Source organism: Sphaerochaeta sp. (genome assembly GCA_022482495.1).
GTDB lineage: Bacteria > Spirochaetota > Spirochaetia > Sphaerochaetales > Sphaerochaetaceae > RUG023.
This window is the reverse complement of the sequence record JAKVPA010000007.1, coordinates 106,267-131,703: the sequence shown is the minus strand read 5'-3', so window position 1 is coordinate 131,703 and position 25,437 is coordinate 106,267. Positions and strand designations below refer to the sequence as shown.

At 55.4% G+C, this 25,437-nt stretch carries 24 protein-coding genes; 8 read left to right on the top strand and 16 right to left on the bottom strand.

Features of this window, described 5'->3' with window-relative positions; genetic code table 11:
• The 3 genes from LKE28_09000 to guaA form a co-directional block, all read left to right on the top strand.
• The coding region (locus tag LKE28_09000) for a hypothetical protein (protein ID MCH3908354.1) at nucleotides 1-634 on the top strand (634 nt) is incomplete at its 5' end.
• 31 nt (nucleotides 635-665) lie between these two features.
• Nucleotides 666-1,178, top strand: coding sequence for an ECF transporter S component (locus tag LKE28_08995; protein MCH3908353.1), 513 nt, complete (start codon nucleotides 666-668; stop codon nucleotides 1,176-1,178).
• 36 nt (nucleotides 1,179-1,214) lie between these two features.
• Nucleotides 1,215-2,768, top strand: coding sequence for a glutamine-hydrolyzing GMP synthase (gene guaA / locus LKE28_08990; GenBank protein ID MCH3908352.1), 1,554 nt, complete (start codon nucleotides 1,215-1,217; stop codon nucleotides 2,766-2,768).
• A 412-nt stretch (nucleotides 2,769-3,180) separates the two neighbouring features.
• Here the strand turns inward: guaA and LKE28_08985 are convergent, their stop codons facing one another.
• The 4 genes from LKE28_08985 to LKE28_08970 form a co-directional block, all read right to left on the bottom strand.
• Nucleotides 3,181-4,176 (bottom strand): IS1595 family transposase, encoded by a 996-nt coding sequence (locus LKE28_08985; GenBank protein MCH3908351.1) that lies wholly within the window; start codon nucleotides 4,174-4,176, stop codon nucleotides 3,181-3,183.
• Nucleotides 4,177-4,497: 321 nt separating this feature from the next.
• On the bottom strand, nucleotides 4,498-4,878 hold the full coding sequence (locus LKE28_08980) for a DUF488 family protein (protein ID MCH3908350.1): 381 nt from the start codon (nucleotides 4,876-4,878) through the stop codon (nucleotides 4,498-4,500).
• 24 nt (nucleotides 4,879-4,902) lie between these two features.
• Entirely contained in the window at nucleotides 4,903-5,316 is a 414-nt protein-coding gene (locus LKE28_08975) for a hypothetical protein (protein MCH3908349.1), read from the bottom strand.
• Complete coding sequence (locus LKE28_08970; protein ID MCH3908348.1) at nucleotides 5,300-5,629, bottom strand: gamma-glutamyl-gamma-aminobutyrate hydrolase family protein; 330 nt, start codon at nucleotides 5,627-5,629, stop codon at nucleotides 5,300-5,302. The genes LKE28_08975 and LKE28_08970 overlap by 17 nt, the downstream gene beginning before the upstream one ends.
• Nucleotides 5,630-5,853: 224 nt before the next feature.
• On the opposite strand from LKE28_08970, the gene LKE28_08965 reads away from it, so the two are divergent.
• The 3 genes from LKE28_08965 to LKE28_08955 all read left to right on the top strand — a co-directional run bounded on the left by LKE28_08965 (nucleotide 5,854) and on the right by LKE28_08955 (nucleotide 9,763).
• On the top strand, nucleotides 5,854-6,867 hold the full coding sequence (locus tag LKE28_08965; protein ID MCH3908347.1) for an NAD(P)-dependent oxidoreductase: 1,014 nt from the start codon (nucleotides 5,854-5,856) through the stop codon (nucleotides 6,865-6,867).
• Nucleotides 6,868-6,869: 2 nt separating this feature from the next.
• A complete protein-coding gene (locus LKE28_08960) occupies nucleotides 6,870-8,339 on the top strand; it encodes an NAD-dependent epimerase/dehydratase family protein (GenBank protein MCH3908346.1) in 1,470 nt (489 codons plus the stop codon).
• Between the two features lie 677 nt (nucleotides 8,340-9,016).
• The gene (locus tag LKE28_08955; GenBank protein ID MCH3908345.1) at nucleotides 9,017-9,763 is read left to right on the top strand and encodes an SDR family oxidoreductase; all 747 of its coding nucleotides are present in this window, start codon (nucleotides 9,017-9,019) and stop codon (nucleotides 9,761-9,763) included.
• A gap of 160 nt (nucleotides 9,764-9,923) precedes the next feature.
• On the opposite strand, the gene LKE28_08950 is transcribed toward LKE28_08955, so the two are convergent.
• Complete coding sequence (locus tag LKE28_08950) at nucleotides 9,924-11,957, bottom strand: amino acid permease (GenBank protein MCH3908344.1); 2,034 nt, start codon at nucleotides 11,955-11,957, stop codon at nucleotides 9,924-9,926.
• A 420-nt stretch (nucleotides 11,958-12,377) separates the two neighbouring features.
• Here LKE28_08950 and LKE28_08945 point away from each other — a divergent pair, with 420 nt between their 5' ends.
• A complete protein-coding gene (locus LKE28_08945) occupies nucleotides 12,378-12,758 on the top strand; it encodes a hypothetical protein (protein ID MCH3908343.1) in 381 nt (126 codons plus the stop codon).
• A 10-nt stretch (nucleotides 12,759-12,768) separates the two neighbouring features.
• Complete coding sequence (locus tag LKE28_08940) at nucleotides 12,769-14,388, top strand: glycosyl hydrolase family 28 protein (protein MCH3908342.1); 1,620 nt, start codon at nucleotides 12,769-12,771, stop codon at nucleotides 14,386-14,388.
• 96 nt (nucleotides 14,389-14,484) lie between these two features.
• On the opposite strand, the gene LKE28_08935 is transcribed toward LKE28_08940, so the two are convergent.
• From LKE28_08935 to LKE28_08885, 11 genes are all read right to left on the bottom strand, one after another.
• Nucleotides 14,485-15,798, bottom strand: a complete 1,314-nt coding sequence (locus LKE28_08935) for an FMN-binding protein (protein ID MCH3908341.1) — start codon at nucleotides 15,796-15,798, stop codon at nucleotides 14,485-14,487.
• Between the two features lie 199 nt (nucleotides 15,799-15,997).
• Nucleotides 15,998-16,438: an SUF system NifU family Fe-S cluster assembly protein gene (locus tag LKE28_08930; protein ID MCH3908340.1), complete on the bottom strand. Its 441-nt coding sequence runs from the start codon at nucleotides 16,436-16,438 to the stop codon at nucleotides 15,998-16,000.
• On the bottom strand, nucleotides 16,428-17,648 hold the full coding sequence (locus tag LKE28_08925) for a cysteine desulfurase (protein MCH3908339.1): 1,221 nt from the start codon (nucleotides 17,646-17,648) through the stop codon (nucleotides 16,428-16,430). The genes LKE28_08930 and LKE28_08925 overlap by 11 nt, the downstream gene beginning before the upstream one ends.
• Complete coding sequence (locus LKE28_08920; protein ID MCH3908338.1) at nucleotides 17,638-18,717, bottom strand: SufD family Fe-S cluster assembly protein; 1,080 nt, start codon at nucleotides 18,715-18,717, stop codon at nucleotides 17,638-17,640. Before LKE28_08920 ends, LKE28_08925 begins: the two co-directional genes overlap by 11 nt.
• Before the next feature lie 9 nt (nucleotides 18,718-18,726).
• Nucleotides 18,727-20,175, bottom strand: a complete 1,449-nt coding sequence (gene sufB, locus LKE28_08915) for a Fe-S cluster assembly protein SufB (protein MCH3908337.1) — start codon at nucleotides 20,173-20,175, stop codon at nucleotides 18,727-18,729.
• Nucleotides 20,138-20,896, bottom strand: coding sequence for a Fe-S cluster assembly ATPase SufC (gene sufC / locus LKE28_08910; protein MCH3908336.1), 759 nt, complete (start codon nucleotides 20,894-20,896; stop codon nucleotides 20,138-20,140). Before sufC ends, sufB begins: the two co-directional genes overlap by 38 nt.
• Nucleotides 20,893-21,375, bottom strand: a complete 483-nt coding sequence (locus tag LKE28_08905) for a MarR family winged helix-turn-helix transcriptional regulator (GenBank protein MCH3908335.1) — start codon at nucleotides 21,373-21,375, stop codon at nucleotides 20,893-20,895. Before LKE28_08905 ends, sufC begins: the two co-directional genes overlap by 4 nt.
• 99 nt (nucleotides 21,376-21,474) lie before the next feature.
• Complete coding sequence (locus tag LKE28_08900; protein ID MCH3908334.1) at nucleotides 21,475-21,924, bottom strand: NUDIX hydrolase; 450 nt, start codon at nucleotides 21,922-21,924, stop codon at nucleotides 21,475-21,477.
• Between the two features lie 93 nt (nucleotides 21,925-22,017).
• Nucleotides 22,018-23,325, bottom strand: coding sequence for a metallophosphoesterase (locus LKE28_08895; GenBank protein MCH3908333.1), 1,308 nt, complete (start codon nucleotides 23,323-23,325; stop codon nucleotides 22,018-22,020).
• A gap of 74 nt (nucleotides 23,326-23,399) precedes the next feature.
• The gene (locus LKE28_08890) at nucleotides 23,400-24,698 is read right to left on the bottom strand and encodes a GHKL domain-containing protein (GenBank protein MCH3908332.1); all 1,299 of its coding nucleotides are present in this window, start codon (nucleotides 24,696-24,698) and stop codon (nucleotides 23,400-23,402) included.
• A gap of 1 nt (nucleotide 24,699) precedes the next feature.
• Nucleotides 24,700-25,434, bottom strand: coding sequence for a LytTR family DNA-binding domain-containing protein (locus LKE28_08885; protein ID MCH3908331.1), 735 nt, complete (start codon nucleotides 25,432-25,434; stop codon nucleotides 24,700-24,702).
• Nucleotides 25,435-25,437 lie beyond the last annotated feature (3 nt).

Sequence of the window (25,437 nt, the reverse complement as noted above, 5' to 3'; positions counted from 1 at the left end):
GGGAGTCAAGGATTTGTTAGATGCTGTCAGAACAAAGCCACCGGATTCTTCTTCTGACAGTTCTTCAATTGTTTACTCCGCCGCGGCCATCGGCAACCATGACAACCGAAGGGGTGGGAGGGGGAAGTTCTTCCAGACATTCGGGTCGATGTATCAAGCCTTCTCCTATGGGGGGTATTCGTTCTACATCCTGGACACATCCGACCGGAGTGTCTCCAAGGCGCAATTGGAGAAGCTGATCCGTGCGGTGAAGGCCGATCCCAACCCGAAGTTCTTCCTGACGCACTATCCGCTTTCGGCAAACGCGTTCACCTACTATTCCCTGGCGTTGAGTGACTCCGAGCAACGGGATGTGTTGATCGACCTGATGCTGGACAACAAGGTGGGCATGTGGATCGCCGGGCACCGGCATCACCAGGAAGGGCCGTTCGCCTTCAGTGATTCCTGCCATGAGATCACGCTGGCGTCGTTGAACGGACTGGATGACGGGTGGGAGAGTCCGCCTACTTGGTATACGATGACGGTCGACCCTGATGCGGATACGGCGACATTGGTACGGTATGAATGGCACAAGGGAGATACGGTTGCCAGGGAGAGAGACCGGTTGGTGTTCAATCTTCCCCATAATTCTTGACAAAATTACGAAGGATTGTCAGGATTGTGGCATGGAACAAAAACGAGGCGCGTTGCGGATTGCGTTGGTGGCGGTACTTTCCGCCGTGGTGGTGGTCTTCACCATGATCGTCCGGTTTCCGACGGCGAAAGGATATTTGAATCTTTGTGATGTGGCGGTTTGTTTCATCGCGTTCACGTTCGGTCCGTGGACGGCGCTTCTGGCCGGAGGTATCGGAGCGGCGATGGCCGACCTGTTTTCCGGCTACGCCCAATGGGCGCCCATCTCGTTCGTCTGTCACGGCTTGGAAGGGCTTCTTGTCGCGTTGGCGGTACGGAAAAAGCCGGTAGGATGGTTGCAGAGAATCCTGGCCGCCGGTGGCGCGTTGCTTTCCGTGGTGGGTGGATACTTTGTCCTTTCCGGGCTGTTGGTCTCCGGTTTCTCCGTGGCGCTTGCCGAGGTTCCGGGAAACCTCGGGCAGGTGGTCGTCGGCCTCATTCTGGGAGCGGCCGTGGCGGCCGCGGTGAAAAAGGCGTATCCCCCGGTGGAAGAACTCGCATGGTAGTTCCATTTCTCCGCCTGTTTCTGATAGGATAGGTCTATGCAACAGCATCTTCATGACACCGTGCTTGTATTGGATTTCGGAGCGCAGTACAGCCAGCTCATCGCACGCAGGATCCGGGATCTGGGCGTCTATAGCCTGATCGTCCCGTACACCACGATGGCCAAGGCCATCGCCGAGATGGCACCGGTCGGTTTGGTGTTCTCCGGTGGCCCTTCGTCCGTCGGAGAAGCGGATTCCCCGTATCCCGATCCTGAGATCTACCGGTTGGGCCTGCCCATTCTTGGCATCTGCTATGGACTGCAGGTGATGACCTACCAGCTGGGTGGCCACGTCAGTTCGGCAAAGAAGAAGGAATACGGCTTCGCCGACATTTCCTTGACCGACCCGACCAGCAAGCTGCTCGCTTCGGTCCATCAGAACTCACAGATCTGGATGAGCCATGGGGACTCGGTGGACAAGATGGCCGAGGGCTTCCGGGTGACGGCCACCACGCCGAACTGCCCGTATACGGCGGTGGAGAATGACGCAAAACGATTCTATGGAGTACAGTTCCATCCTGAGGTGGTCCACACCAAGGAAGGGAAGACAATCCTTTCCAACTTTGTCTTTGGTATCTGCAACGCCAAGGCGGATTGGAACATGGGCAACTTCATCCAGGATTCCATCCAGAAGATCCGTGAGACGGTGGGGGACAAGCAGGTGCTCTGCGGGCTGTCCGGCGGGGTGGATTCCTCCGTCGCCGCCGTCTTGATCCATGAGGCCATCGGAGACCAGCTGGTCTGTGTGTTCGTCAACAACGGACTGCTGCGCAAGGGAGAGGCACAGGCGGTGCTCTCCCTGTTCCGGGAAAAGTTCAACATCCGGCTCCAGTACGCCGACGCGGAGGACGCGTTCCTCCAGGCGCTGAAAGGCGTGACCGATCCGGAGACCAAACGGCACATCATCGGCAAACTGTTCGTCGATACGTTCTACCAGCAGGCACATTCCTGCGGGGACATCTCGTTCCTCGCCCAAGGGACGCTGTACCCGGATGTCATCGAATCGCGTTCCCCCAGCGGCGGCCCCAGTTCGACCATCAAGAGCCACCACAACGTGGGCGGTCTTCCCAAAGACCTGAAGTGGCAACTGCTTGAGCCGCTGAAAGAGCTGTTCAAGGATGAGGTGCGCCAGGTCGGCCGTGAGCTGGGGCTTCCGGAAGAGGTGGTCAGCCGCCATCCGTTCCCTGGTCCAGGCTTGGGCGTGCGGTGCGTCGGGGAAGTGACCAAGACCCGGCTGGATACGCTGCGGGATGTGGACGCCATCTTCATCGAAGAGATCCGCAAGGCGGGGTTGTATGACAAGATCTGGCAGGCGCTCGCCGACCTGCTTCCCGTCAAGAGTGTCGGCGTGCAGGGGGACCACCGGACCTACGAAGAGGTGTGCACCCTCCGCGCGGTGACCAGCGAGGACGCCATGACGGCGGACTGGTACCGCTTCCCACCGGAAGTGCTGCAGAAGTGCGCTTCGCGCATCTGCAACGAAGTGCCGGGAGTAAACCGCGTGCTGTACGACATCACTTCCAAGCCACCAGGGACGATTGAGTGGGAGTGATCCCATTGTGAATTACCTATTCTATCTATCACCTAAAAGTAAGCCTCTTATCGAGAGGTTTTTTTTATGTCCGTGCTCGTAGGTGAACCGTACAAGAAACAGTCCGTGTAAAAAGGAGGAGGGAAGGGGGTCCCATGAAGGGTAAGCGGAAACCATAAACCCCGGTAAGGAAACCGTAGTGGATGGGAGGCTCCCCATATCAAGAAGACAGATGGAGGGGGGATGCGGATTGACTTGGAAGGATGCGCAAATGCGTCCTTTTGCGAACATGCAGGCGTTTCAGAAAATTCTCTGCTCAGAAACATCAAATGTTTGTTGTGGATTTCTGATAATGGGTGTATGAATATAAAAATAAAAACTGTATCTGCACTGTGTTGCTACGAAACAGCGAACAAGGCTTTCAAATTGATATTTACCCCCTATAACGGCACAAATCTGGGAATAGCATTGCCCAGCGCATGAATTTCTCGACCTTCTCGAACTTGTCCTCCGGCGGATTCGAGATGAAACAGAACAGGTTAAGATAGTCCTGGATGCCATCACGGATGAACCCTGAATGGGAGCCAAGGAACAATTGGAGAAGCCTGCAGTACTGGTTCACGTCGTTCAGGGGATTCTCCTTGTCTGGCAACAGCTTTATTACCTTCGAGTTGTAAGTTGTGCTCTCCAGATGCAGTTTCTCGACAAGAAGCGAGTGCGCCCTCTCCATATCGTGGACAAGCCGGCACCCTGGTTGTATATGTTCACGAAAAAGATCATATACCTTCTGTTTCTTTGGCTTTCCCGTGCCCTCCTCAAAACAGACCACGTGCCTGCTGTCGCAGGCTATTGAGATGCATATCTGGTTTCGCGACAACCCCCTGTATTCCTTCCCGTCAGGACGCCTCTCGATGTCGGGTTGCCTTACCTTGTAATACGTCTCGTCAAGCTCGATTTTCCCGGAAAGCACAACCCCTTGCTGGCACCTGCGCAATACCAGAAACATCTTGTCCATCCAGTATCTCGTGGTGTTGTAGGCATTTCTGTTCGACTTCGAGACAAGCCTGAAGCTGCCATAGCCGAAGACCGACAACATGAAGTCCAGCCATTCGCTCAACGGTATTTTCCTTGAGTCGAAGATGGTGCCCGTGATCGGGGTGAACGTCCTGCCGCAATCATTGCATTTCCAGCGGCGTATTCCCAGGGATGTGTGACCGTATGCCTTGATGTGCCCGCTCCCGCACCACCGGCAGGAGGTCAGTTGGTAACTGTTGATGAACTGGGACTCTCCCGTTTCCGCATTGTCCGGATGGCGGCGGAAGTAGTTGTTCTGGTTGCATGTATCGATGAAAGCCTGTAATGGCGTGGCGTCAGGCTTTCCCGTCCAAGGTGTTTCCTTTCGTGATTTCGAGCGTATGTTTTCTTGCATTGGTGGTAGTCCGCATTGGAAAAGGGATGGGCAGCCGGGGGACTACCACATCGCACCGCTTGCCCATCCGATTTGCAATTGCTCTTTGATTCTACGTCAATCTGAAGTACTCGGCAATCTCATTTTTAGCAACACAGTGCAGAATCGGTTTTAATAAAAAAAGCAAAGGCACTCACTCCAGAGCGCCTTTGCTTTTGGAGCGTATTCTAAGGACAACCTCTTTCTCTGTCAATAAGGGGTTATCTGGAATGGAGTCCGTCTTTCCTGGAATTCTGAGGTGTACTGCTGGTGATCAGGCCGTTTTCCCGTTCTTTTCGTGCTTCATTGTAGGTTGGCGGGTATGGGTTGCAGATGAGACGCAAGATATTCCCGAAGGACCGCCGCGTTGTTATGGAGTGGATCTTTTGCGGCGAACAGCAAAATGACATCATGGGAAGAAAGGGCGTTCCTGACGAGGGTCAGGAACGCATTCACCTTGGGATTGGCGTCCAGTTCCGCCTGGTAGCGGCGTCGGAACTCATCGTACCGTTCCACGTCATGGGAGAACCACTGACGCAGGCTGTCGCTGGGGGCGATCTCCTTCTCCCATGCATCCAGGCGCGCTTTCTCCTTGGAGATTCCCCGGGGCCAGAGACGGTCCACCAGAATGCGGTATCCTTGGGTTTCTGTGGCTTCGTAGATGCGTTGTACCTTTACTTCCATGGAATTTCTCCTCCCCAATATCCCTCACGTGGTGCGTCTCTGGTATTCTGTGGTCAACGCATCGAGGAAATGGTACAGCTTTTGGTTCATCTCCTGGTAGTCCTGGGTGAGAAGCGTTTCGACCGGCTGGACGAAGCGAAGGGAAGCGGATGCCGAGAGCTCATCTCGGGATGCCTGGACCAATCCACGGACAACCTCGGTGGTGAACTCCATGTGGCACTGGAAACCATAGACGAAGTCCTGGTAGCGGATGATCTGCCGGGGGCATCCTCCGCTTTTGGCGATGACGATTGCCGCATCAGTCAGGCCTGGCATGTCGCTGTGCCAATGTCCCACATCCAACGAATCGCCAAACAGAGAGAACAGCGGATCGTTCTTTCCCGCTTCCGTCAGGAAGATCGGGAATTTCCCGATTTCTTTCTCAGGGACTGTGCGCAAACCGTCCCCCCAGTGTCTCTCCGACCAACTGGGCGCCCAGGCACACCCCGATGACCAGCTTCTTCGCTTCGATGAAGCGGGAGATGCATGCGCACTCCGCGGCGGCATCGAAGGAGGGGCATTCCTCTTTGGTGGTCGCCGGGCTTTGCGGTCCTCCCATGATGACCAGCATGTCGATGGCGTCGATATCCTCGGGTAATTGCTCATAGGCATACATCCTTGAATGGGTGATGGCATATCCCCGCGACCTTGCCCAGGTCTGGTACGTTCCCGGGGCTTCAAAGGGTTCGTGTATGATGAAATGTACCCGCATGATGGTTCTCCTCATCCCGTGCAGAAAGGGCAGCCTTCCTTCTTCAGATGGTATGCCAGGAAAGGTTTGTTCTGCAATCGTTCAAGTCCTGAGGACGGGTGTCTTCCCCATGAGGTTAAGGCTGAAGCCCATCAGGTGGTTGTATAACCGACACAGTGTCCGTATGATAGGGGCGTCTGGCAGTGTGTGCGCTGGGTGTCTTCGATGCAACAGGGAGTGTGCCTATGAACGTGTTCATGATCGGCGGAACAGGACTCCTCGGAAGCGCGGCGGCGGCAGAGCTCATCGCCCGGGGCCATCAGGTCTCATCGGTGGCGTTGCCCCCGTTGCCGCAAGGCGCCGTGTTGCCCAATGGGTTGCACCTGACATTCGCAAACTACCTTGAGATGAGCGATGACGAGCTCGCCAGATGTTTGTCCGGTTGTGATGGCTTCATCTTTGCCGCCGGTGTGGATGAACGGGTCGAGGGTCCCGCCCCGATCGCCGACCTGTACCGGAAATACAACATCGATCCCCTGAAGCGTTTGCTTCCTCTTGCGAAGAAGCAGGGAGTGAAGCATGTCGTCGTCCTGGGATCCTACTTCGCCTATTTTGACAAACTCTGGCCGGAGAAACGGCTTTCCTCCTGGCATCCGTACATCAAAAGCCGCAGGGAGCAGGAGGATGTGTGCCTCTCGTTTGCCGATGACCAGTTTGATGTGGCGGTTCTGGAACTCCCGTACATCTTTGGCACGCAACCGGGAAGAAAGCCGGTGTGGGTGTTTTTGGTGCAGTATATCCGTTCGATGAAGCTCGCCACGTTCTATCCCCGTGGTGGAACGACTATGGTCACCGTCACGCAGGTCGCCCAGGCTGTCGCCGGAGCGGTGGAACGGAACCGGGGTGGCAACTGCTATCCCATCGGGTGGTACAACATGCGGTGGAAGGAGCTTCTTGCCATCATCCAACGCTACCTTGGCGTTCCAGGACGGAAAATCATCACCATACCGGACTGGATGTTCACGTTGGCGGGGAAGCGGTTGAGAAAGCAACAGCAGGCCCATCATATTGATGGCGGACTGAACCTCGCGAAGTTGGCTGACATCCAATGCGCCGAGTTGTTCATCGACAAGTCCCTTGGGTGCGAGCCGCTTTGGGTGTTGCCGGACGATATGGAGAAAGCCATCGGGGAATCCATCAAGCTTTGTGTTGATGTGATGGAGAAACGGGTCGAGACGGTAGGGATGAGAGGAGAATGAACATGAAGAAACAACGAGTGTTTTTGACCGGTGCTACCGGTGGAATGGGAATGGTAGGGTTGCAGGAGCTTTTGAAGGACGGCGCCTACCAGGACGTCGTGATTCTGGTGCGTGATTCCGAGCAGAACCGGAAGAAGCTGGAGCGGTTTGCCGGAAATCCGAACTTGATCATCCATTGGGGAGACCTGACCAACTACCAGGACGTGTATGCCTGCGTGAAGGAAGCCGATTTGATCCTTCATGTGGCCGCTTTCGTCTCTCCTGCGGCGGATTACCATCCCCAGCAGGCGATGAAGATCAACTACGGTTCGATGCGGAATTTGATCGGCGCCATCCAGGAACAGGGAAGGACCGACTCGGTGAAGCTGGCCGCCATCGGGACGATCGCCGAGACGGGGGACCGGATGCCTCCCATCCATTGGGGGCGGGTAGGAGACCCTATCAAGCCGAGCATGTTCGACTACTATGCCGTCTCCAAGGTGGCCGCTGAGCGTCTGTTGATCGAATCCGGACTGAAATACTGGGTCAGCCTCAGGCAGACCGGCATCATGGGGCCGGCGATGAGCAGGATCCAGGATGCCATCATGTTCCACAACTGTCTGGACAACGTGCTGGAGTATGTCTCTGACCGGGATTCCGGCACTCTGTTGAGGAATCTTGCGCTGTATGATGTCACCGGCAAGCTCCCTGAGTCGTTTTGGGGCCATATCTACAACATCGGTGGGGGAGAAGGGTGCCGTGTCGATACCTATTCGATGGATCGCATCATGTATGGCGCAATGGGGTTCACCGACATGAAGTATGTGATCAACCCCAAATGGTACGCAACGCGGAACTTCCATGGGCAGTATTATCTGGATTCGGACAAACTGGAAGGGTATCTGCACTTCCGCCACGATTCGATGCAGTACTTCTATGACATCTATCTGAAGAACCTTGGGGCCTTCAGAGGAATTTCCCGCTTCTTGTGCAAACTCCCGGGAGGACAGCGGATGATGGGGAACGCCATCAAGAAACAGTTCCTGCAGCTGGCTCGGACGGAACATGGGACGGTGCGTTTCATCGAAGAGAACCTGGAGCCGCAGATCGACGCCTACTGGGGAAGCCGGAAGCACTGGGAAGAACTCCCTGATGACGTGAATGACATGAAGCACTTCACCGACTGGGATCATGTCATCCGTCTGGATCATGGATACGACGAGACGAAACCGGAGGAGAGCCTGTCGCTTTCCGACATCGAGGGGTCGGCGCGGTTCCGGGGTGGGGAATGCCTGTCGGAAACAATGCGGCAGGGGGACTGGCAGGGAAAGCTGAAGTTCCGCTGCGCGTTCGGGCATGAATTCGAGGCGAGTCCCCGTCTGGTTCTGGAAGGTGGGCATTGGTGCCCGCAGTGTGAGCGGGAGAGCTGGAACTACGCCGCCCGCGCCAAGGTCGATCCGTTTCTTCGCCCAGGTATGGACGCCGCTGCATGATGCCGATGAACCAGAGCGGGTCTATCCGAAGATCGTGTCGGAGTTGGATGTGTGATCAACGGGGGGCATGAAGAGCCATGAAGTCTTCATGTCCCCCTCTTGGGTCTTTTTCTCACGGAACAAGGGAGTATCGGAAGACCTGAAGGAAAAAGGTCTCTCTTGGTATGCCATTGGGAAGATGCATTCTTTGGGGTGATCGGGTCTGTCATTTTCTTGTTCATCAGCGTATGAACAAGCTATCCCGATCATTGATGGTGCAGCAAAAACGTGGTTCAGAGCCGTTGCGTCCATGGCGCTTTGTTCCATCGCTGAAAGATGCCTTGTTGTATTGGCTTGCTCCCGTCAACACATCGCGCCAAGCGTGTCTTCCCCTGAGAGAAACCATTGCATGCATCGATTGGCCTTTCCCCTTGGGAAGTGGCGAGCCAGATTGATGACGCCATATGGGCAAGAACATCGGCCAGAGTTTCCTTCCCGTACGCGTTTTGCCTTGCGGTGTTTCCCGTCGTTTCGGTTTTCGATCATTTGCCTCTCCGCGCAAGCCACCCACGATATCCAGAAGGGAACAACTCCATTTCACTGGACGTTTTCTGCCCAAATGACGATCTTAGGTACAATAGGTGATGCATCCTCTCACTCTTTGATGCACGTGAAATGAAGATGATAAGGTAAAAAATATGGGAAAGAGAGTACAAGGAAAAGTATGTCTGGTGTTGGGGGCGACGTCCGGAATCGGTCGGGCCGCGGTAGCTCGGCTCGCCGAGGAAGGAGGACGGATCGTCTTTGGAGCCCGGAGGGCGGAAAAAGGCAAGGAGTTTGAGACCCAACTGAAAAACAGCGGATATGAAGTGGAATTCATCCAGACGGATGTGACGAAGAGTGCCGATCTGCAGCACATCGTCGACGCGACGATCAAGAAGTATGGAAGGATCGACGTCCTGTTCAACAATGCGGGAGTTTCGGTGTTCAAGCCGTTTTTGGAATTGACGATGGATGAGTACGACAAGATCCAGAACCTCAACATGAGAAGTTACTTTGAGTCGTGCAAGCTGGTCGTGCCGTACATGGTCAAGCAAAAGTGTGGTTCGATCATCAACACGTCCTCCATCGGTGGAATCGTCGGGTCTCCGTTGTTGACCGCCTACAGCGCTTCCAAGGGCGCGGTACGCCTGTTCACCAAGGCGCTGGCCTCGGAACTTGGGGAATACAACGTACGGGTCAACAGTCTGCATCCCGGGCTGACCATGACGGAAATGACCGAGGGCCAGGACGAATTCATCAAGATCGCCAGCGCGATCATCCCGATGAAGCGTGCCGCGAGCGCCACGGAGATCGCCAACGGCGTGGTGTTCCTTGCCAGTGACGAATCTTCGTTCATGAGTGGTTCGGAACTGGTCATTGATGGTGGGGCCACAGCCATCTGAGCGTGGTATCGTTACGTGTCATTCCGCCCCGGGTCCGATAGGGATTCGGGGCGTTTTCTTTTCTCTCCAGAAACACATATTCCCTTAAAACTGCATATTCCTGTCGTATAGCCTTTGATATGCATATTCTTTCTACGGTCTTGAGAATCACGGTGGCTGGTCAGATCAGATGCTTTTCGATGTTGTACTGGACGAACAGGCGCACATCATCATCCACCTGGCGGCGTACGGCGGCGAGGTCGGGGAATTTGGTGATCGGTCTGAGGTAGGTGACCACTTCAAGGGCGATGTGCTGTCCGTACAGTTCCTGGTTGAAGTGGATCAGGAAGGTCTCGATGGTGACGTCCGGGCGGTCGTCCACCGTGGGGCGCAGCCCGATGCTGGTCACGCCGAGGTATCGCTTGCCATCAACGATGGTGACCGATCCATAGACGCCATGGCAGGGGACCAGCTTCTCCGGGGCGCACTGCAGGTTGACGGTGGGCATGCCCACCGTTCGTCCCAGCTGTTTGCCGTAGACGACCACGCCATGCATCGTGTAGGGATGTCCGAGCATTGCCAGGGCATCCTCCATTCTGCCGTCTTTCAGGGCGTCTTTGATGCGCTCTGAAGTAATGGGCTGTCCGTCGTACAAGACGGGAGAAACGGAGATCGGGGTGTCCTGTTCCCCCGAGGGAATCGTGGAAACGAAGCGGATGTCGCAGTGTGAAGGGGCGTAGGTGGCAAGAAGTTCTTGTTTCTCTTCATTGGTGGTCAACACCGGCTTGCCTACCGGTGGCAGGACGTAGACGACATCGGGATGTGCTTTGAGCACCGCTTGGTGTCCCTGGTGCACCCCGTCGAACACGCCATAGGCGATTTTCATGACAGAGGCCTCCGCTTTCCCGTACAGGAGCATTCCGAGCACATAGTACAGGGCGGTGACGGCCCAGAGTTTCCATCCTCCCTGCAGAATGCTGGGAATGTAGGAAGCGACCAGAACCAGAAGGGTGATGATGGGAAGCGCGGTACCCCCTGGGGCACGGAACGTATCCGTCAAGAGGGTAGGTTGGTGGTTCCTCGACGCCATGACGGTGATGCAGACGATGGCGACGACGATGACGTTGCATAGCGCACCGAAGTTGATGAGAATGTCCGTCAACTGGGGGAAGGCAGCGAAGATCGCGGTGATCACCGTGATGATGATGGTGGCGGCGACAGGGACCCCGTTCGTTGTGGTTCGTCCGAGAACTGCGGGGAGCACCCCGTTTTCCGAACAGGTGCACACCGTATGGGACGCCAGCGCCATGGTGACGATCATCGTGGTGACCAAGGCCAGGACGGCGGCGATGGAGATCAACGGAGGCAGGAAGGTCAGGCTGGGCAGCAGCGCCGCTGCCGCGTACAGCGGGGTGTACTGGAGATCGGGATGGTCGGCAAGGTAGGAAGACGAGACGACACCCAACGTGGCGACCAGGACGGACAGGTAGAAGACAAGGACGATGACCATGGCAATGGTCATGGCCCGGGGGATGTTCCGTACGGGGTTGTGGACTTCCCCGACCAGGAAGGAGAGGGAGACGATGGCTCCATAGGCCACCATGGCAAGCGGCAACGCGTCAAGAAATCCCGTTGCTCCTCCGCTTCCTTGGGTGAAGAATGGAACAAAAAGGGTGGAGTCCCATTTCCCGCTGACAAAGACGGAAAGGGAGAATACCAAAAGGGCGAGCACCAGGAATACGGTGAGGATCGTCGTCGCCCTGCTGGTGATCTTGAACCGGACGATATTGAGGTAGCCACAGAGCAGTACGGAGATGATGGCGATGGGAACCTGTAGCGAGGCAAGGCGGGGGAACGCCACGCCGAGGTAGATGCCGATGTAAATGGCGGAGAACGCTGCGCCGGCCACGCATCCGAACAGGTACGCCCAGGCGCTTACCCATCCCCAGACTCTGCCTTGCTCCCGGGTTTTTCCAAGGACAATGGCGGGAAACGCAAAAACGCCTCCGCTTTGGGGATATCGTGAGGCCAACTCCGCTGTCTGCAGGCCGTAGGCAAGCAGAATGACGCCACCAAGGATCCAGGAAAGGATTGAGGCGGGGCCGGCCTGCAGGATGGTGATGCCGGAAAGGGAAAAGATCGCCGATCCGATCATGGCGCCGACCAACAGGTGCACACTGTCAAAAAGCCCGAGCTTGCCGTCTGTGCTACGCATCTTCACTCCTCTGGGAGTATCATAGCGAGGAGAGGGGGGTGTGGCAAGGAAAGGGATGATTCCTCGGTCTGATATAGGCAAAATCAACCATAGGAGATTTGAGAAAAACCTTAGCTTTTTCGAAAAGGTGTATTTGGTTCCTTCAAATTCGGGTAGTTGGGTAAAACATTGAATTTCAATTCTTTTCATCGATGCCGATGTAGGGGACAATGAGTCTAAACATATTGCGGTAATAGGGCTCAGAAGAGTTTTCAAAGTGGTTGTTATGGATACCAACAACATTTGTGGTATGTTGCACTCTCCTCGGATGCTGTTTTCTTTATGAATCATCCTGGAACAACCTGTGAGGATTCAAGTTTACGGCCTGGGTATTGGCATGGTAACGGTGTTTTCCCTGCATTGAAACAAGAAGGGGCCCTCTTGGCTGGAATCTATCATATCCCCCAGAATTATCCTGTTCATTTTGTCCATGCTTACTTGCCAAGTGAAAGGTTTGATGAAGTTCTTTCCGATGGGCCATGGATTTATTGTAGGAAAAACACGGGATATTTTGCTTTTTGGTGCCCCATAGCGAGAACGCCTTATAATGATAGACTCTTTCATTGTGAAATCCGGTACATCGCTGAAACGGTTCCGTTTGTTGTAGTTGCAGGGGATGAAAAGGAATATGGGGGATTTCAACAGTTCCGAGATTCACTCCAATCCCTCGAGCCTGCATATGCTTCCTCGTGGATATCCATGAAGGGAAAGCAATTCTTGAAGTATCAAACTTTTACAGATGCGACCCAGATAATCAGATAGGAGTATGAAAATGGCTTCCCGGGATGTCCCTACATATCCTGAGCATGGTGTCATCTATCAAGGAGATTATCTCGATGATATTCCCTATGATGCATATGTTCATGCCATGCCGCTTCCAGCGAAGAATGTGTACGATATCCGACGATTTGGTGCACGACCGAATACGAAGGAACTCTCTACGCAAGCATTTCAAGACGCAGCACGCTCTGCGAAGGAGACCAATGGGATTATCCTTGTGACGGGGGGGACGTATCTTGTAGGGAGTGTGGAAATCTCTTCAGGTACCACCTTATTCATCTCAAAAGATGCAACGTTAAAAGCATCAAGGGATCTTAGCCAGTTTTCAACAGCAATGATTTCGATCATCAAGGCGGAGAATGTTTTGATAACCGGGGGTGGGACTATTGATGGAAGTGGTGAGTATTTTGTAAATCTTCCCAGAAAGAAACCATTACGAGAACCGTTGGCATATACCAAACTTCCCCCGAGACTTTTGGAGCCGTTGGGGTATCCGGAAGACACAATCCGTTTTGCATACAGGGAGCGGATCCGATATGCGGATGATAGGTGGAATACAGGCGCTCCAGATATCAAACGACCTTTATATACCGTATGGCTTCGTGATTCCCGGAACATCCGAGTTGAGAATATTCTTATGAAAGATTCGTTCGATTGGACTGTCTCTATTGATTGTTCCATGTTTGTTACCGTGAGAGACGTCGTTGTTGATAACAATCGTCATGTAGCCAACACTGATGGGATTGATGTGATGGGGAGTACCGATGTTACCGTCTCCCATGTTTTCATCTCAACCGCAGATGACGGACTTTGTGTGAAGTCCCCTTTGTTTCAGGGACATGATGGGCTGGCCGTGACGGACCATACTCCTTTGAAAATGAGTGGAACGCGACACATTACATTTGAGGATTGCAAGGTTTGCACGGTAATGAATGCATTCAAAATTGGAACTGAAACCTATTACGATATTGATGATATAACGGTAAAGGACTGCTCTTTCTTTATGCCTGATTTGTATCCCGGAAGTGTCAGCGGAATTTCCATCGAATCTGCAGATGGTGCTGTAATAAGCAACGTGCATTGCAAGAACATTCAAATGAATAATGTTGTTTGTCCCTTGTTTATTTGTATAAACAAACGAAACAAATATGATTTTGCCAATGCAAAAGACGCACTCCTGAAAAAAGATGGAGGGAGTGTTGAACATATCTGTTTGGAAAACATCTCTGCAGTAAATATGGAGATACCTTGCATCATAACCGGTTATTCCACTCATCAGCATACACAAATGGTAAAGGATGTTTGTATCTCATCATTTCATGCTACATATCGGCAGAATCGTGAAATTCTTGATATACGGTATCCTCTCTATGAGAACATTCATGATTATCCAGAAAGCAATGCTTTTGGTGATGTGCCTGCGTATGGCATTTTCTTTCGTCATCTTGATGGTCTTCGACTCAGCGATGTCAGTATCAAACCGAGGGAAGTGAATACGAGACAGGAATTCGTTTTTGATGATTGTCACCATTGTATTCAGGATAACGAGAGAAGTACCAAAGATTCCTTGTGCGGAGATGTGAACGAAGGAGAAAAGAACAGGAGATCGTAGGCGGATACAATAAAAACGATGTAATGAGAAATCTTGAGATGTTTCCAAAAGAAAGCCGCCCGATGAGGGCGGCTCTGTTGTGACTACGAGTACTCGTTATTTGGTGTACTTAATGACACCGGCGTCCAAGGCAGCCTGGGCCAGCTTGACGAAGTCGCTGACGGAGATGGTTGCTCCGGAGATCGAATCGCTGTGGCCGTTGTCCTTCAGCACGATGGTGGAGAGGTCTTGGGTCTTCAGCAGGTACTGCTCGGCGGCCTGTGCCTGGACATCCCATTCGGCGATGGCGCCGGCAGCCTTCATGTTGTACTTGCCTGCGGCGGCATAGGTCTGCTTGTCTTCGGTGATCGAACCGTCTTTGTTCCAACCGGACCAGTAGACGTTGACGATGTTGCCGTTTCTGACCAGCAAGGAAACGAAGCTCTTCCAGCCGCTGGAACCAAAGTCATCCGCCTGGGCGTAGTAGCCGCCGTCGGTGTACGGGCCAATGGCGATCGGGCCTGCGGCAAGCGCTTCCTGGGCCAGCTCGAAGAATTCGCTGACGGTGATCGTAGCGCCGCTGATGGCATCGGTATGGGCACCATCGGTGTAGGTGATCTTGGTCGGATCCTGGGTGGAGATCAGATACTGCTCGACTTTCTCAGCCTGCTGGTACCACTCCGCCTTGGCCTTGCTCTTGGCCATCATGCCATACTTTCCCGCCTTGTCGTACGGCTTCTTGTCATCGCCGGTACGGTTGATGGCGCTCCAGTTGGCTCCCACGATCACGCCATGAAGGACGTTCAGGGACACATACTCTTTCCAGCCGCTGGAACCGTAGCTGTCAGAGATGGCAAAGTAGGTGCCGTCCTGCCAGGTGCCCGGAGTGACCGGACCATTGGCCAGCGCTTTCTGGGCCAGCGTGAAGAAATCATTGACGGAAATCGTCGCGCCGCTGATGGCATCGGTATGCTCGCCATCGGTGTAGGTGATCTTGGTCGGATCCTGGGTGGAGATCAAATACTGCTCGACTTTCTCAGCCTGCTGGTACCACTCCGCCTGGGCTTTGCCATAGGCGACCATCCGGTATTTGCCGGCTTTATCATACGTTTTCTTATCGGCTCCGCCGTTGACGTTCACCGCGTTCCAATCGGCATCGGTGATCTTTCCACCTTTGACGGTCAGGAATACGACGGATTTCCAACCGGAAGACTCGAACTCGTCTCCCGCTGCATAGTACAAACCATCGGCCAGGTCAGTGACCTTCACTTCGGCCGTGGCTTTTGCCGGCGCCTGTTGTGTCGTGGTAGTAGTGCTCTGCGCAGCAGAGGTAGTGGTTGCGGCCTCCTTCTTGGAGCATCCGGTCAGGACAACTGCGAACAGGCTGGCGATGCAAAGAACCGTCAGTATGTGTTTCTGACTTTTTTTCATACTAAATCATTCCTCCTGGAGCATAAGGACATTGTTTCCCTTATCACTCAAATAAAAAAAAACATACATCGAAACGAAAAAAAATACCACACATGATGGATGGTTTTCTGAGTTTTTCACGAAGAAATCAATTCATATACCACTCTGTTACATTTTGGGTGGAAAAGATAAGGATACAGGTGATATTCTTTTCCTGTTGTCAGGAAGGCTTTTCCACCGCATCCAACGCAGCCTGCAGCGTGTGCCACGGCATGGTGGCGCATTTGACCCGGGCCGGCATGGTGGATACGTTGGACAGCGCCATGGCATCATCCATCTTCTTCTGTTCTTCCGTGCTAAGGTCTCCGGTGCGTATCATCTTGAGGAACAGGTCGCACAGCTCTTTCGCCTCTTTGATGGTCTTTCCCCGCACCAGGTCGATCATGATGGAGACGGAGGCCTGGGAGATGGCGCATCCCGAACCGGTGTACGATGCGTCGTCGATTACGCCATCCTTCATCTTCACGAACAGCTGGATGTCATCCCCGCAACTGGGGTTCCTGCCGGGGACCTCCACCGTGGGCTGTTCCAGCGGATGTTTGTTGTGGTGGGAGAGATTGTGCTCCCTGATCACTTCCGAATAGACTTCGTTAAGATTCATAGCCAAGCACTCCTCGCACCGTCTTCAGGGCTTCGACCAGGCGGTTGATGTCCTGTTCCGTATTGTAGAAATACAGGCTCATCCGACAGGTGGCCTGCACGCCAAGGTAGGCCATCAACGGCTGGGCGCAATGGTGGCCGGCGCGGACCGCCACCCCATGGGCGGCAAGCACCTCCGCCGTGTCGTGGGGATGGACATCCTCCACGTTGAACGAAATGATGCCGGTCGCCTCTTTGGCGTGGTACAGATGGAGGTGGGGGATCGTTTCCAGCTTGCCCAACGCGTACGCGGTAAGCTGTTTCTCCCTCTGCTGGATGGTATCCATTCCCAGTTTCTCAAGGTAGTCGATGGCGGCTCCCAGACCGACCACCCCTTCGGTGTTCTGCGTTCCCGCCTCGAACTTCCACGGGGTGTCCAGAAAACTCACCGTCTGCTGGGTCACCTGCTCGACGATGCCGCCACCCAGCCTGAGCGGCTCCATGCCGTCCAGGATCGCTTTCTTGCCGTACAGCACCCCGATGCCGGCTGGAGCCAGCATCTTGTGACCGGAACAGGCGAGGAAGTCGACGTCCAGGTCGGTCACGTCCACCGGGATGTGGGGCGCGCTCTGCGCCGCATCCATCAGCACCAACGTGCCGTTCTTGTGGGCGATCTTGGTGATCTCCTTGATCGGATTGATGCCGCCCAGCACGTTGGAGACCTGGGTCAGGGCAAGCAGCTTGGTCCTGGGGGTCAGTTTTGCCGCCACATCGTTGGGATTGACGCATCCGCTCTCATCGGGATCGACGTAGACGAGCGTCGCTCCTTTCTCATGGGCCAGCCGCTGCCAGGGAAGCAGGTTGCTGTGGTGCTCCAGGACGGAGATCAGAATCTCGTCCCCGGCATGGATGTTGGCGTTTCCCCAACTCAACGCCACCGTGTTGATGGCGTCCGTCGTGCCGGAGGTGAAGACGATCTCGCTGCTGTCCTTCGCTCCGATGAACCGGGCGAACTTCTCCCGTACCTGCTCAAATGTTTCCGTCGCCTGTTCGCTGATGGCGTACGAGCCACGGTGCGGGTTGGCGTTGAACGTCTCGTAGAAGTTCCGTACGGCGTCGATCACTTCCTGTGGCTTCTGCGTTGTCGCTGCGTTGTCAAGATAGGCAAGAGGAAGTCCGTCCTCCCCCAATTGGTTCAGAAGGGGAAAATCCTGTTTGTAATCAATTTGCATGGTGCACCGCCTCCCGTATGGCTTGAGAGACCGTTTCCTTCAGTTCCGGAAGCGGGAGCGCAGCCAGAATGGGGGCGAAGGACGCCTCCACCAGCAGCCGCTTCGCGTCCAGTTCGGAGAAGCCACGGCTCATCAGATAGAACAGCTTCTGTGGATTGGGACTGCCGCTGGAGACGGCGTGGGATCCTTCCACGTTGGATTCCCCGCTGAGGAGCAATGGAGCGGAAAGGTTCACCGCCTTGTCGCTCAGCGTCAGCACCGTCTCCTGTTCACTCCCTTTGGAGCCCGCAGCGCCGTGGATGAAATCCAACGTGCTGCGGAGCACTTTCTTTGCCGTGCCGGACAGCGCGCCTCGGGCGATGATCGCCCCCTGGGTGTCTCTGCCGCGCAGTTCGATCCTGTCGTCAAAGTCCTGGTGCCGTGTTCCGGTTCCCAGAAACAGCGTCTGCATCGTGCCGACGCTCTTCCTTCCAGAGAGCAGGAAGTTGCAGCCGGAGACGGTTTTTGCCGTTCCCAGTTCGCAGAAGACCACTTCCACGTTGCCGTTTTCCTCCACCGTGGCTTCGGTTCCGTCCAGATGGGCGTCCCTGCCGCCCAGCGTCTGGACCTTGAACAGGCGGAGGGAAGCGTTCTTCTTCACGGTCATGGAGGTGAAGCCCCCATGGATGTGAACCTTGCTTCCGCTTGCGTGGTAGCGGACGATGACATCGCCCTGGCTCTCTTCCCCGGCCAGGATGGTCAGCGACTCCACCACCTGGGGATGCTCGTCATCCAGCTGGAAGTCCAGCAAAAGTGGTTTGGACAGGGTGGTGTGGTCGGGGATGGTGACCTTCAGCGCATAGGTGTGGTGCTTTGCCACCACCTGGCTGATGCGTGCCATGTCGACGGGTAATCCTTCACGCTCCACGCTGGTCGGTTCTTCGGTGAGAATGACTTCCTTGGGCGCGTCGGAGACGACCGGTTTTGTCCATCGTTCATCGGGAAGCTCATTGATATCCAGTTCCGCGGCGTTGATGCCAAGCCAGCGCCACGTGGGCATTTGCAGTTCATTCAGTTGTGTGAGTTTCATATTCACTCCTCATCCAATGGCGCCTTCCAGCTCCAGTCCGATCAAGCGGTTCATCTCCACCGCGTATTCCAGCGGCAGTTCCTTGGTGACCGGTTCGACGAAGCCCCGAACGATCAAGGCTTTGGCCTCTTCCTCACTCAGGCCGCGGGTCATCAGATAGTAGATGGACTGCTCGCTGATGCGTCCGATGCGCGCCTCGTGTCCGATGTCCGCCTTGTCGTTGCGGATGTCCATGGCAGGTACGGTGTCCGAGCGGGACTTGCTGTCCAGGATCAACGATTCGCAGATCACGCTGGACTTGCTGTTTTTCGCCTGGGGCATCACGGTGACGGAGGTACGCGTCGTCGTGTTTCCCCCCTCCTTGGAAATTGACTTGGAGGACATGGTGGAGAAGGTGTTCGGCGCGGCGTGGATCACCTTCGAACCGGTATCCAGGAATTGGTTCGTGCCGGCGAAGCTGACGCCGACGTATTCGCTCCTGGCGCCTTCACCCTTCAGCACCGAGCTGGGGTACAGCATGGTGATGTGGGAGCCGAACGTGCCGGAAACCCACTGGATGGTGCCGTTCTTTTCCACCTGGGCCCGTTTGGAGTTCAGGTTCAGCATGTTCTTCGACCAGTTCTCGATGGTGGAGTAGCGCAGCGTCGCGCCCTCGCCGACGTACAGTTCCACGCATCCGGCGTGGAGGTTCAGCACGTTGTACTTCGGCGCGGAGCATCCTTCGATGAAGTGGAGCTTGGCTCCCTTGCCAAGGATGATCAACGTGTGCTCGAACTGTCCTGCGCCTGGGGCGTTCAGACGGAAGTAGGACTGCAACGGCATGTCCACCTCCACCCCGTCCGGCACATAGACGAACGAGCCTCCGGACCAGACGGCTCCGTGCAACGCCATGAACTTGTGTTCGGTGGGTTGCAGAAGTTTGAGGAAGCGGGGTTTGACCAGGTCCTCATATTCCCGGACGGCCGTCTGCATGTCGGTGTAGACCACCCCGAGCTTCTCCATCTTGGCTTTCATGTGGTGGTAGACCACCTCGGAGTCGTACTGGGCTCCCACACCGGCCAGGTAGTCCTGTTCTGCCTTGGGGATGCCCAGACGGTCGAACGTGTTGCGGATGTCGTCAGGCAGTTTCTTCCAGTCGTCGGTCATCTTCGTCTTGGGAAGAATGAACGTGACGATGTTGTTCATGTCCAGCTCATCCAGGGACGGTCCCCAGGTGGGAAGGGGAATCCGGTTGAAATCCTTCAGGCTCTGCAGGCGCAGGTCCAGCATCCACTGCGGTTCGTGCTGTCCCTCCGATATCTTGCGGACAATGTCTTCCGTCAGACCCGGGGCCACCTGGTAGCGGGGGTCGTTCTTGTCCCGGACATCATAGATGCCCCGGTCAAATTCTCCGATCTCTGTTTTTTTGCGGTTCACGGTGTCACCTCTCTGCTTCTTCGATGAAGCTGGCGAAACCATTGGCTTCCACCTCGTCGATCAGATTGCGCGCTCCGCTGTGGACGAACCGTCCTTTGTACAGGATATGCACGGCGTCCACCGGGAGCCGTTCCAACAGCCGGGTGCTGTGGGAGATGATCAAAAGGGAGTTCTCGCTGGTCTTGAAGCGAAGGATGCCGTCGGTGACGATCCGCACGGCGTCCACGTCCAAGCCGGAGTCTGTTTCATCCAGGATGGCCAGTTTGGGCTGGAGCATCAACATCTGGAGAATCTCACTCTTCTTCTTTTCTCCGCCGGAGAAGCCGACGTTCAGCGCCCGGTCGGCGTAGGTGTCGTCCAGGCCGAGTGATTTCAGCGTGTCATCCACCTGGGTTTTCCATTCCAGCATCTTCACCGGTTTGCCGTCACGGGCGAGCTTCGCCGTCCGCAGGAAATCGGAGACGGAAACGCCGTCGATCTCTTCCGGGCTCTGAAAGGCCATGAACAGCCCTTTCTTGGCTCGTTCGTTGACCGGTGCGGTGGTGATGTCCTGTCCGTCAAAGGCGATGGTTCCCGCCGTGACGTGGTATTCCGGGCTTCCCATGATGGTGTTGGCCAGCGTGGATTTGCCCGATCCGTTCGGTCCCATGATGACGTGGACTTCGCCGGGGTTGATCTTCAGGTCCGTCCCGCGAAGAATTTCTTCTCCATTCTCAAGTGCGACGTGCAGTCCGCGCACATCCAATAAGGGTTGGTTTGTCATGTTGTTTTTCCTTCTGCTTCACGCTGTACATGCATGCATTCAAATTCAGAAAACGGCACGCATTCCTGTATGCATTCCAGAAAACGGTGCACCAGTCTGGTTTCCTCCTGATTGAGACTCCCGATGAAGGCGCACAGTTTCCGGTTCGCCGCTTCGTGGTCCGCTTGGTAGGCACGCAGTGCGTTGGTTCCCGTTTCGGTAGGATACAGGTATTTCTCTTTCTTGTTGTCTTCCCGCATCTGGACTTTGATCAGCCGTTTCCCATCCAGTTTGCCGACCATTTGGGTGACGGCTCCTTTGGTGATGCCCAGTTTCTGCGAGATGCCGCTGACGTTTTCTCCAGGGTACCGGACGACGGACTCCAAAAACGTGATCTCCGAGAGGGAGAGCGAGACGCCGCCATAGACGTGCGGTCTCTTGCTTTCCCCATCCATCATCCGCATGATGTGGATCATCTGGTCGGTCACTTTGCAGTACATCGTCGCCCCTTCCTGTTTAGTTTACTTACTAAACAATCACAATGTAGCCATACCGAACTTCTTTGTCAACACGCTTTGAAAAAAGAGCGGGGAAGGGGATCAGGTTTTCTGGTGCTTGGCCAGATGACGCAACGCGGCGATCTCGCTCCCCAGAAAGGTGGCCTGCGGTGTTGGGAGATGATCGATGGGGAACCATGCGGCTTCCTTGTTCTCATGGTCCCAGGAAACGGAGACCTCATAGGGGAGGTGTATGGTAGAGACGACGTAGTGGAAGAACGGGAGGTGGATCTGCCAGAGGAGCGTGAGTTTCTGGGGATCTTCGATGGAGAAAAAGATTTCCTCCCTGCATTCCCGGATGGCCGTGGCGCGGTAGTCAGGCTTTCCCTTGGTATCAAAACCGTCCTTCCTCCGTTCCCAGCCGCCACCGGGGATCGACCAGCTCCCCTTTTGGGGTGGGATGGCCCGCAGGACCAGCAGCACGGAGGTGAGGCTTTCCCTGGTGGTCCATAGCTGAATGCCCGCCCCATGATACGGTTCTATATGTTTCATGCTTTCTTTCTCTCGGGGATGATCATACAACAGGTGGGGAAGAAAAGAAACGGGCGGAACCAAGCGGTTCCGCCCCGTGCAAGGGTTTGTGCTTCAGGGATGGTCGGTGAGGAGCATCGCCTTGATGTCCCTGAGGTTTCCGTCCGTCTGGTATTGGTAGACATCCACCTTGTCCTGCGCTCCCGTCGTGATGACGGTGAAGGTGCGGGAGAGCATCGAACCATCGCCTTCCTTGTAGTTGGTGTTGTGGTCGATCCAGGTGCCGGTGTTGATGTAGAACCTTCCCGGGCCGTAGGAGTAGAACTCCGGGATGTGGGTGTGGCCGAACGAGACCACTTCGACGGGGCTTTCCGTCTTGTCCACGTCGTACTGCATGCGCGCCTGTTTCTCAAAGTACGCTCCGCCCAACGCACCCAGGGCAGCTTCGCCGAAATCGGATTTCACCTTGACGCCGTTGGCTTCCTGCCGAGCGTCCCAGGTCCGTTGGTAGTTGGGGTAGAGAAGCGGCGCGGTGATCTTTCCGTCGTTGTTCAGGACGGGGAACAGATCCTGCAGCGAGTAGGTGCCGTTGTATCCGTCCACCTGGATGTCGAAGATCTTGTCGGAGAAGGCGTTTCCCAGCGTGATGCGGGTGAATTCGACGGCCAGCGTCCGGTAGTAGGCGTAGGCGTAGTACTGGTCACGGTCCTTCGTCTTGTCCGGCACGGTGGTGATCGCAGGAATGTCAGGCGGGAAGGAGGGTTTGCCGGCGATCACCCAATCTGCGGCGTAGCGTGCGTACCAGTATCCTGGCGGGAGCATCGTCTCCCCGGTGGTGATGGCGGCGTTGGTGATGGTGTCAGGCGCCGAATAGACATCGTAGCGGTGTCCGTGCTCCAGGGCGATCTCGCCCCGGTCTCCGGTACGATACAATCCGACACCCAGCGGTTGGTTGACGACGATGATGCCGGGGATGGCTTGCTCGATCATCTGTTGTTTGATGGACATGTCGTGGTTGCCCACGATGTATACCACCTTGATGCCGCTGGCGATGGCGTTCTTCAGTGCCTTGATGACGGTGGGGTTGTTGTCCAGGTTCTTCTGGTAGAATGCCGTACGGTCCGTCTCCACATAGGAGAGCGGCAGGTACCATTCATCCAGGAAGTCGCCGTTGAGGACCAGTTCCCGCACGTCGGTGGTTTCCGCCAGACGATTGACGAATTCGACGAAGTACGGCCGGTTGGCGACGTTCTCCGCGTAGGCGTCCTCGACGCCGATGTGGATGTCACTGCAGACGACGATCTTGTCCCGTGTGGGGGATGCGTCCCACAGTGGGGTGGTTGCGGTTCTGAACGGTTTGGTGGCGCATCCACCCAGCATGACGACCGCCAGTGCAATGGCGGTAAAGATGTTTTGTTTCATGTGAACTCCTTGGTTCCCTTCCGGGAGTCAGGGAAAGTATGGGGGAGAAAACGGAGTCCAGAGGGCGTGTCAGCTTATCTGGTGGGTTTTTCCGCTGATTTGGAGGTGGGTTCAAGGATCATGCGGACGCGGAAGGTGCCGTCGGTGATGTCGTACCGTACCTGTCCTTGGTGCTGGTTGACGAACGCAAGGATGCTGCGGGTTCCGATGCCATGTCCCGTCTGGTGAGAGACGGGAAAGCCTTGGGAATCCAGACGGACATCCGGGGCACAGGAGTTGCTGACTTGCAGCAACAGCTGGTCGGTACAGGATGCGGTGAAGGTGATCCACCGGTGGTCGGCGGGAAGATCCATGCATCCATGGAGGGCGTTCTCCAGCAGGTTGGAGATGGTCATGGCCAGTTCGAACGAGTCGATGCCCGGCTGTTCGGGAATGTCCAGGTTGGAGCGAAAGGCGATTCCCTGCTGCGCAGCCTGGGCAAGATGGTATGTGGTGATGGCGTTGATGACGGAGTTGTGGCAGTACCGTTTGGGTTGCTGGGGGGCGGTATCGAGCTTTTGGGAAAGCATCGCTTTGGCGTGCTCGGTGTCACCCTCCTTCAAAAGGCCCAGCAACGTCGCGTCCCGATGTCGTTGGTCATGACTGGCGATTTGCATCTGCTTCTGGGAATCTTCCATCAGATGCAGGCTGTGCTCCATCGCTTTGGTGGATGCGTACAAAATTGCTTCATCGTCTTTCATCTTGAGGTTCTCTTCGTGGATCATCACGTTCTCTGATATTTCCCTCAGTGACCAGAAGACGGACAGGTAGAACAAAATGGTGATGATCGTCAGGAACGCGTACAACAACGGGTAGGAGGAAAACTGGGTGGAGTGGGTCATCAGAATGCCGTATCCGGTGAGAATGGCGGTCGCCACCACGAAGTATGGGGCGCAGTGCTGCTGGGCCAGAATGTACAGGGGCCTGAGCTTGTGGTAGAAGAGCCAGGCGATCAGGGCGAGCAGCACCACCCGCACCACCGTCACGCTGTACGGGGAGTGGGGTGCGGAGGGAAACATCTCCAGGCCGAGGAAGCGGACGACGCACAGGGTGTTCAGGGAGGTGATGATGTTGAAGCACCACTGGATGAACGTGTCATGAAACATCGGTTTGATCAAAAGCAGGGCGGGGATCAGGACAAACACGTCGACCAGAACGACCAGGTGGTACTGTCCTTTCGCGTAACAAATCCCGTTGGGAATCATGTCGAGGATGCAGATCAAAAACGTCACCAGATACACCTTCCATAACGCTTTTCGTGGCTGGGCAAGGGAGAAGATCAGGACGGCGACCATCAGGTTGGTGGTGAAGCTGCGGATCAGATCAGGCCACATGTCAGTCCCTCGTCCCAGTACCCAGCCGGGAGGTCAGGTAGGCATCCCGGACGGCGGCATAGTGGTTTCGGGAGACCGGAACCTTCAGCTCTCCTTTGAGCGTTGCCGTCGTCGGGGACAGATGGGTGAGATATCCGAGGTTGATGATGAACGACTCGTGGGTTTTCACGAATTCCCCGGTTTCCATCAAGGGGGCGATGTACTCGCTGAAACTCTGAGACAGGTACTTGCTTTCCAGCTTTGCGTCGGAAAAAAGCGTGAAATGAAGCGTGTGGGCGCGGTATTCACAGCAGAGGATTTCGGAAAAATGGAGGACGCGCAGGCCTTTGCTGCTTTTGACGGTGATGACGCGCGTTTCCTCGGCGGACAGCCGGGGGAAAATCCGTTCCAGCGTGGCGAAGAGTTTGGGTGCGTCCACCGGTTTGAGCAGATAGGTGGTGGGGTTGGTGTCAAAGGATTCCAGCGCGAACCGCGCCTCACCGGTGACGTAGATGATTTGGGTGGTACGGTCCAGCAACCGGATGCTTCTGCCCGCTTCGATGCCGTTGACCATCGGCATGAGGATGTCCAGCAGGTACAGGGAGAAACGGGTGTGTTCCATGGTGGCAAGCAATTCGTCGGGATGGAGGAACAGATGGATCTCCGCGGCATACTGATGGGCATGGAGAAACTGCTCCATCAATTCCTTGACGTGCCGGGCGTCAGCTGGGTTGTCATCGCAGATGGCGATCCGCATCGG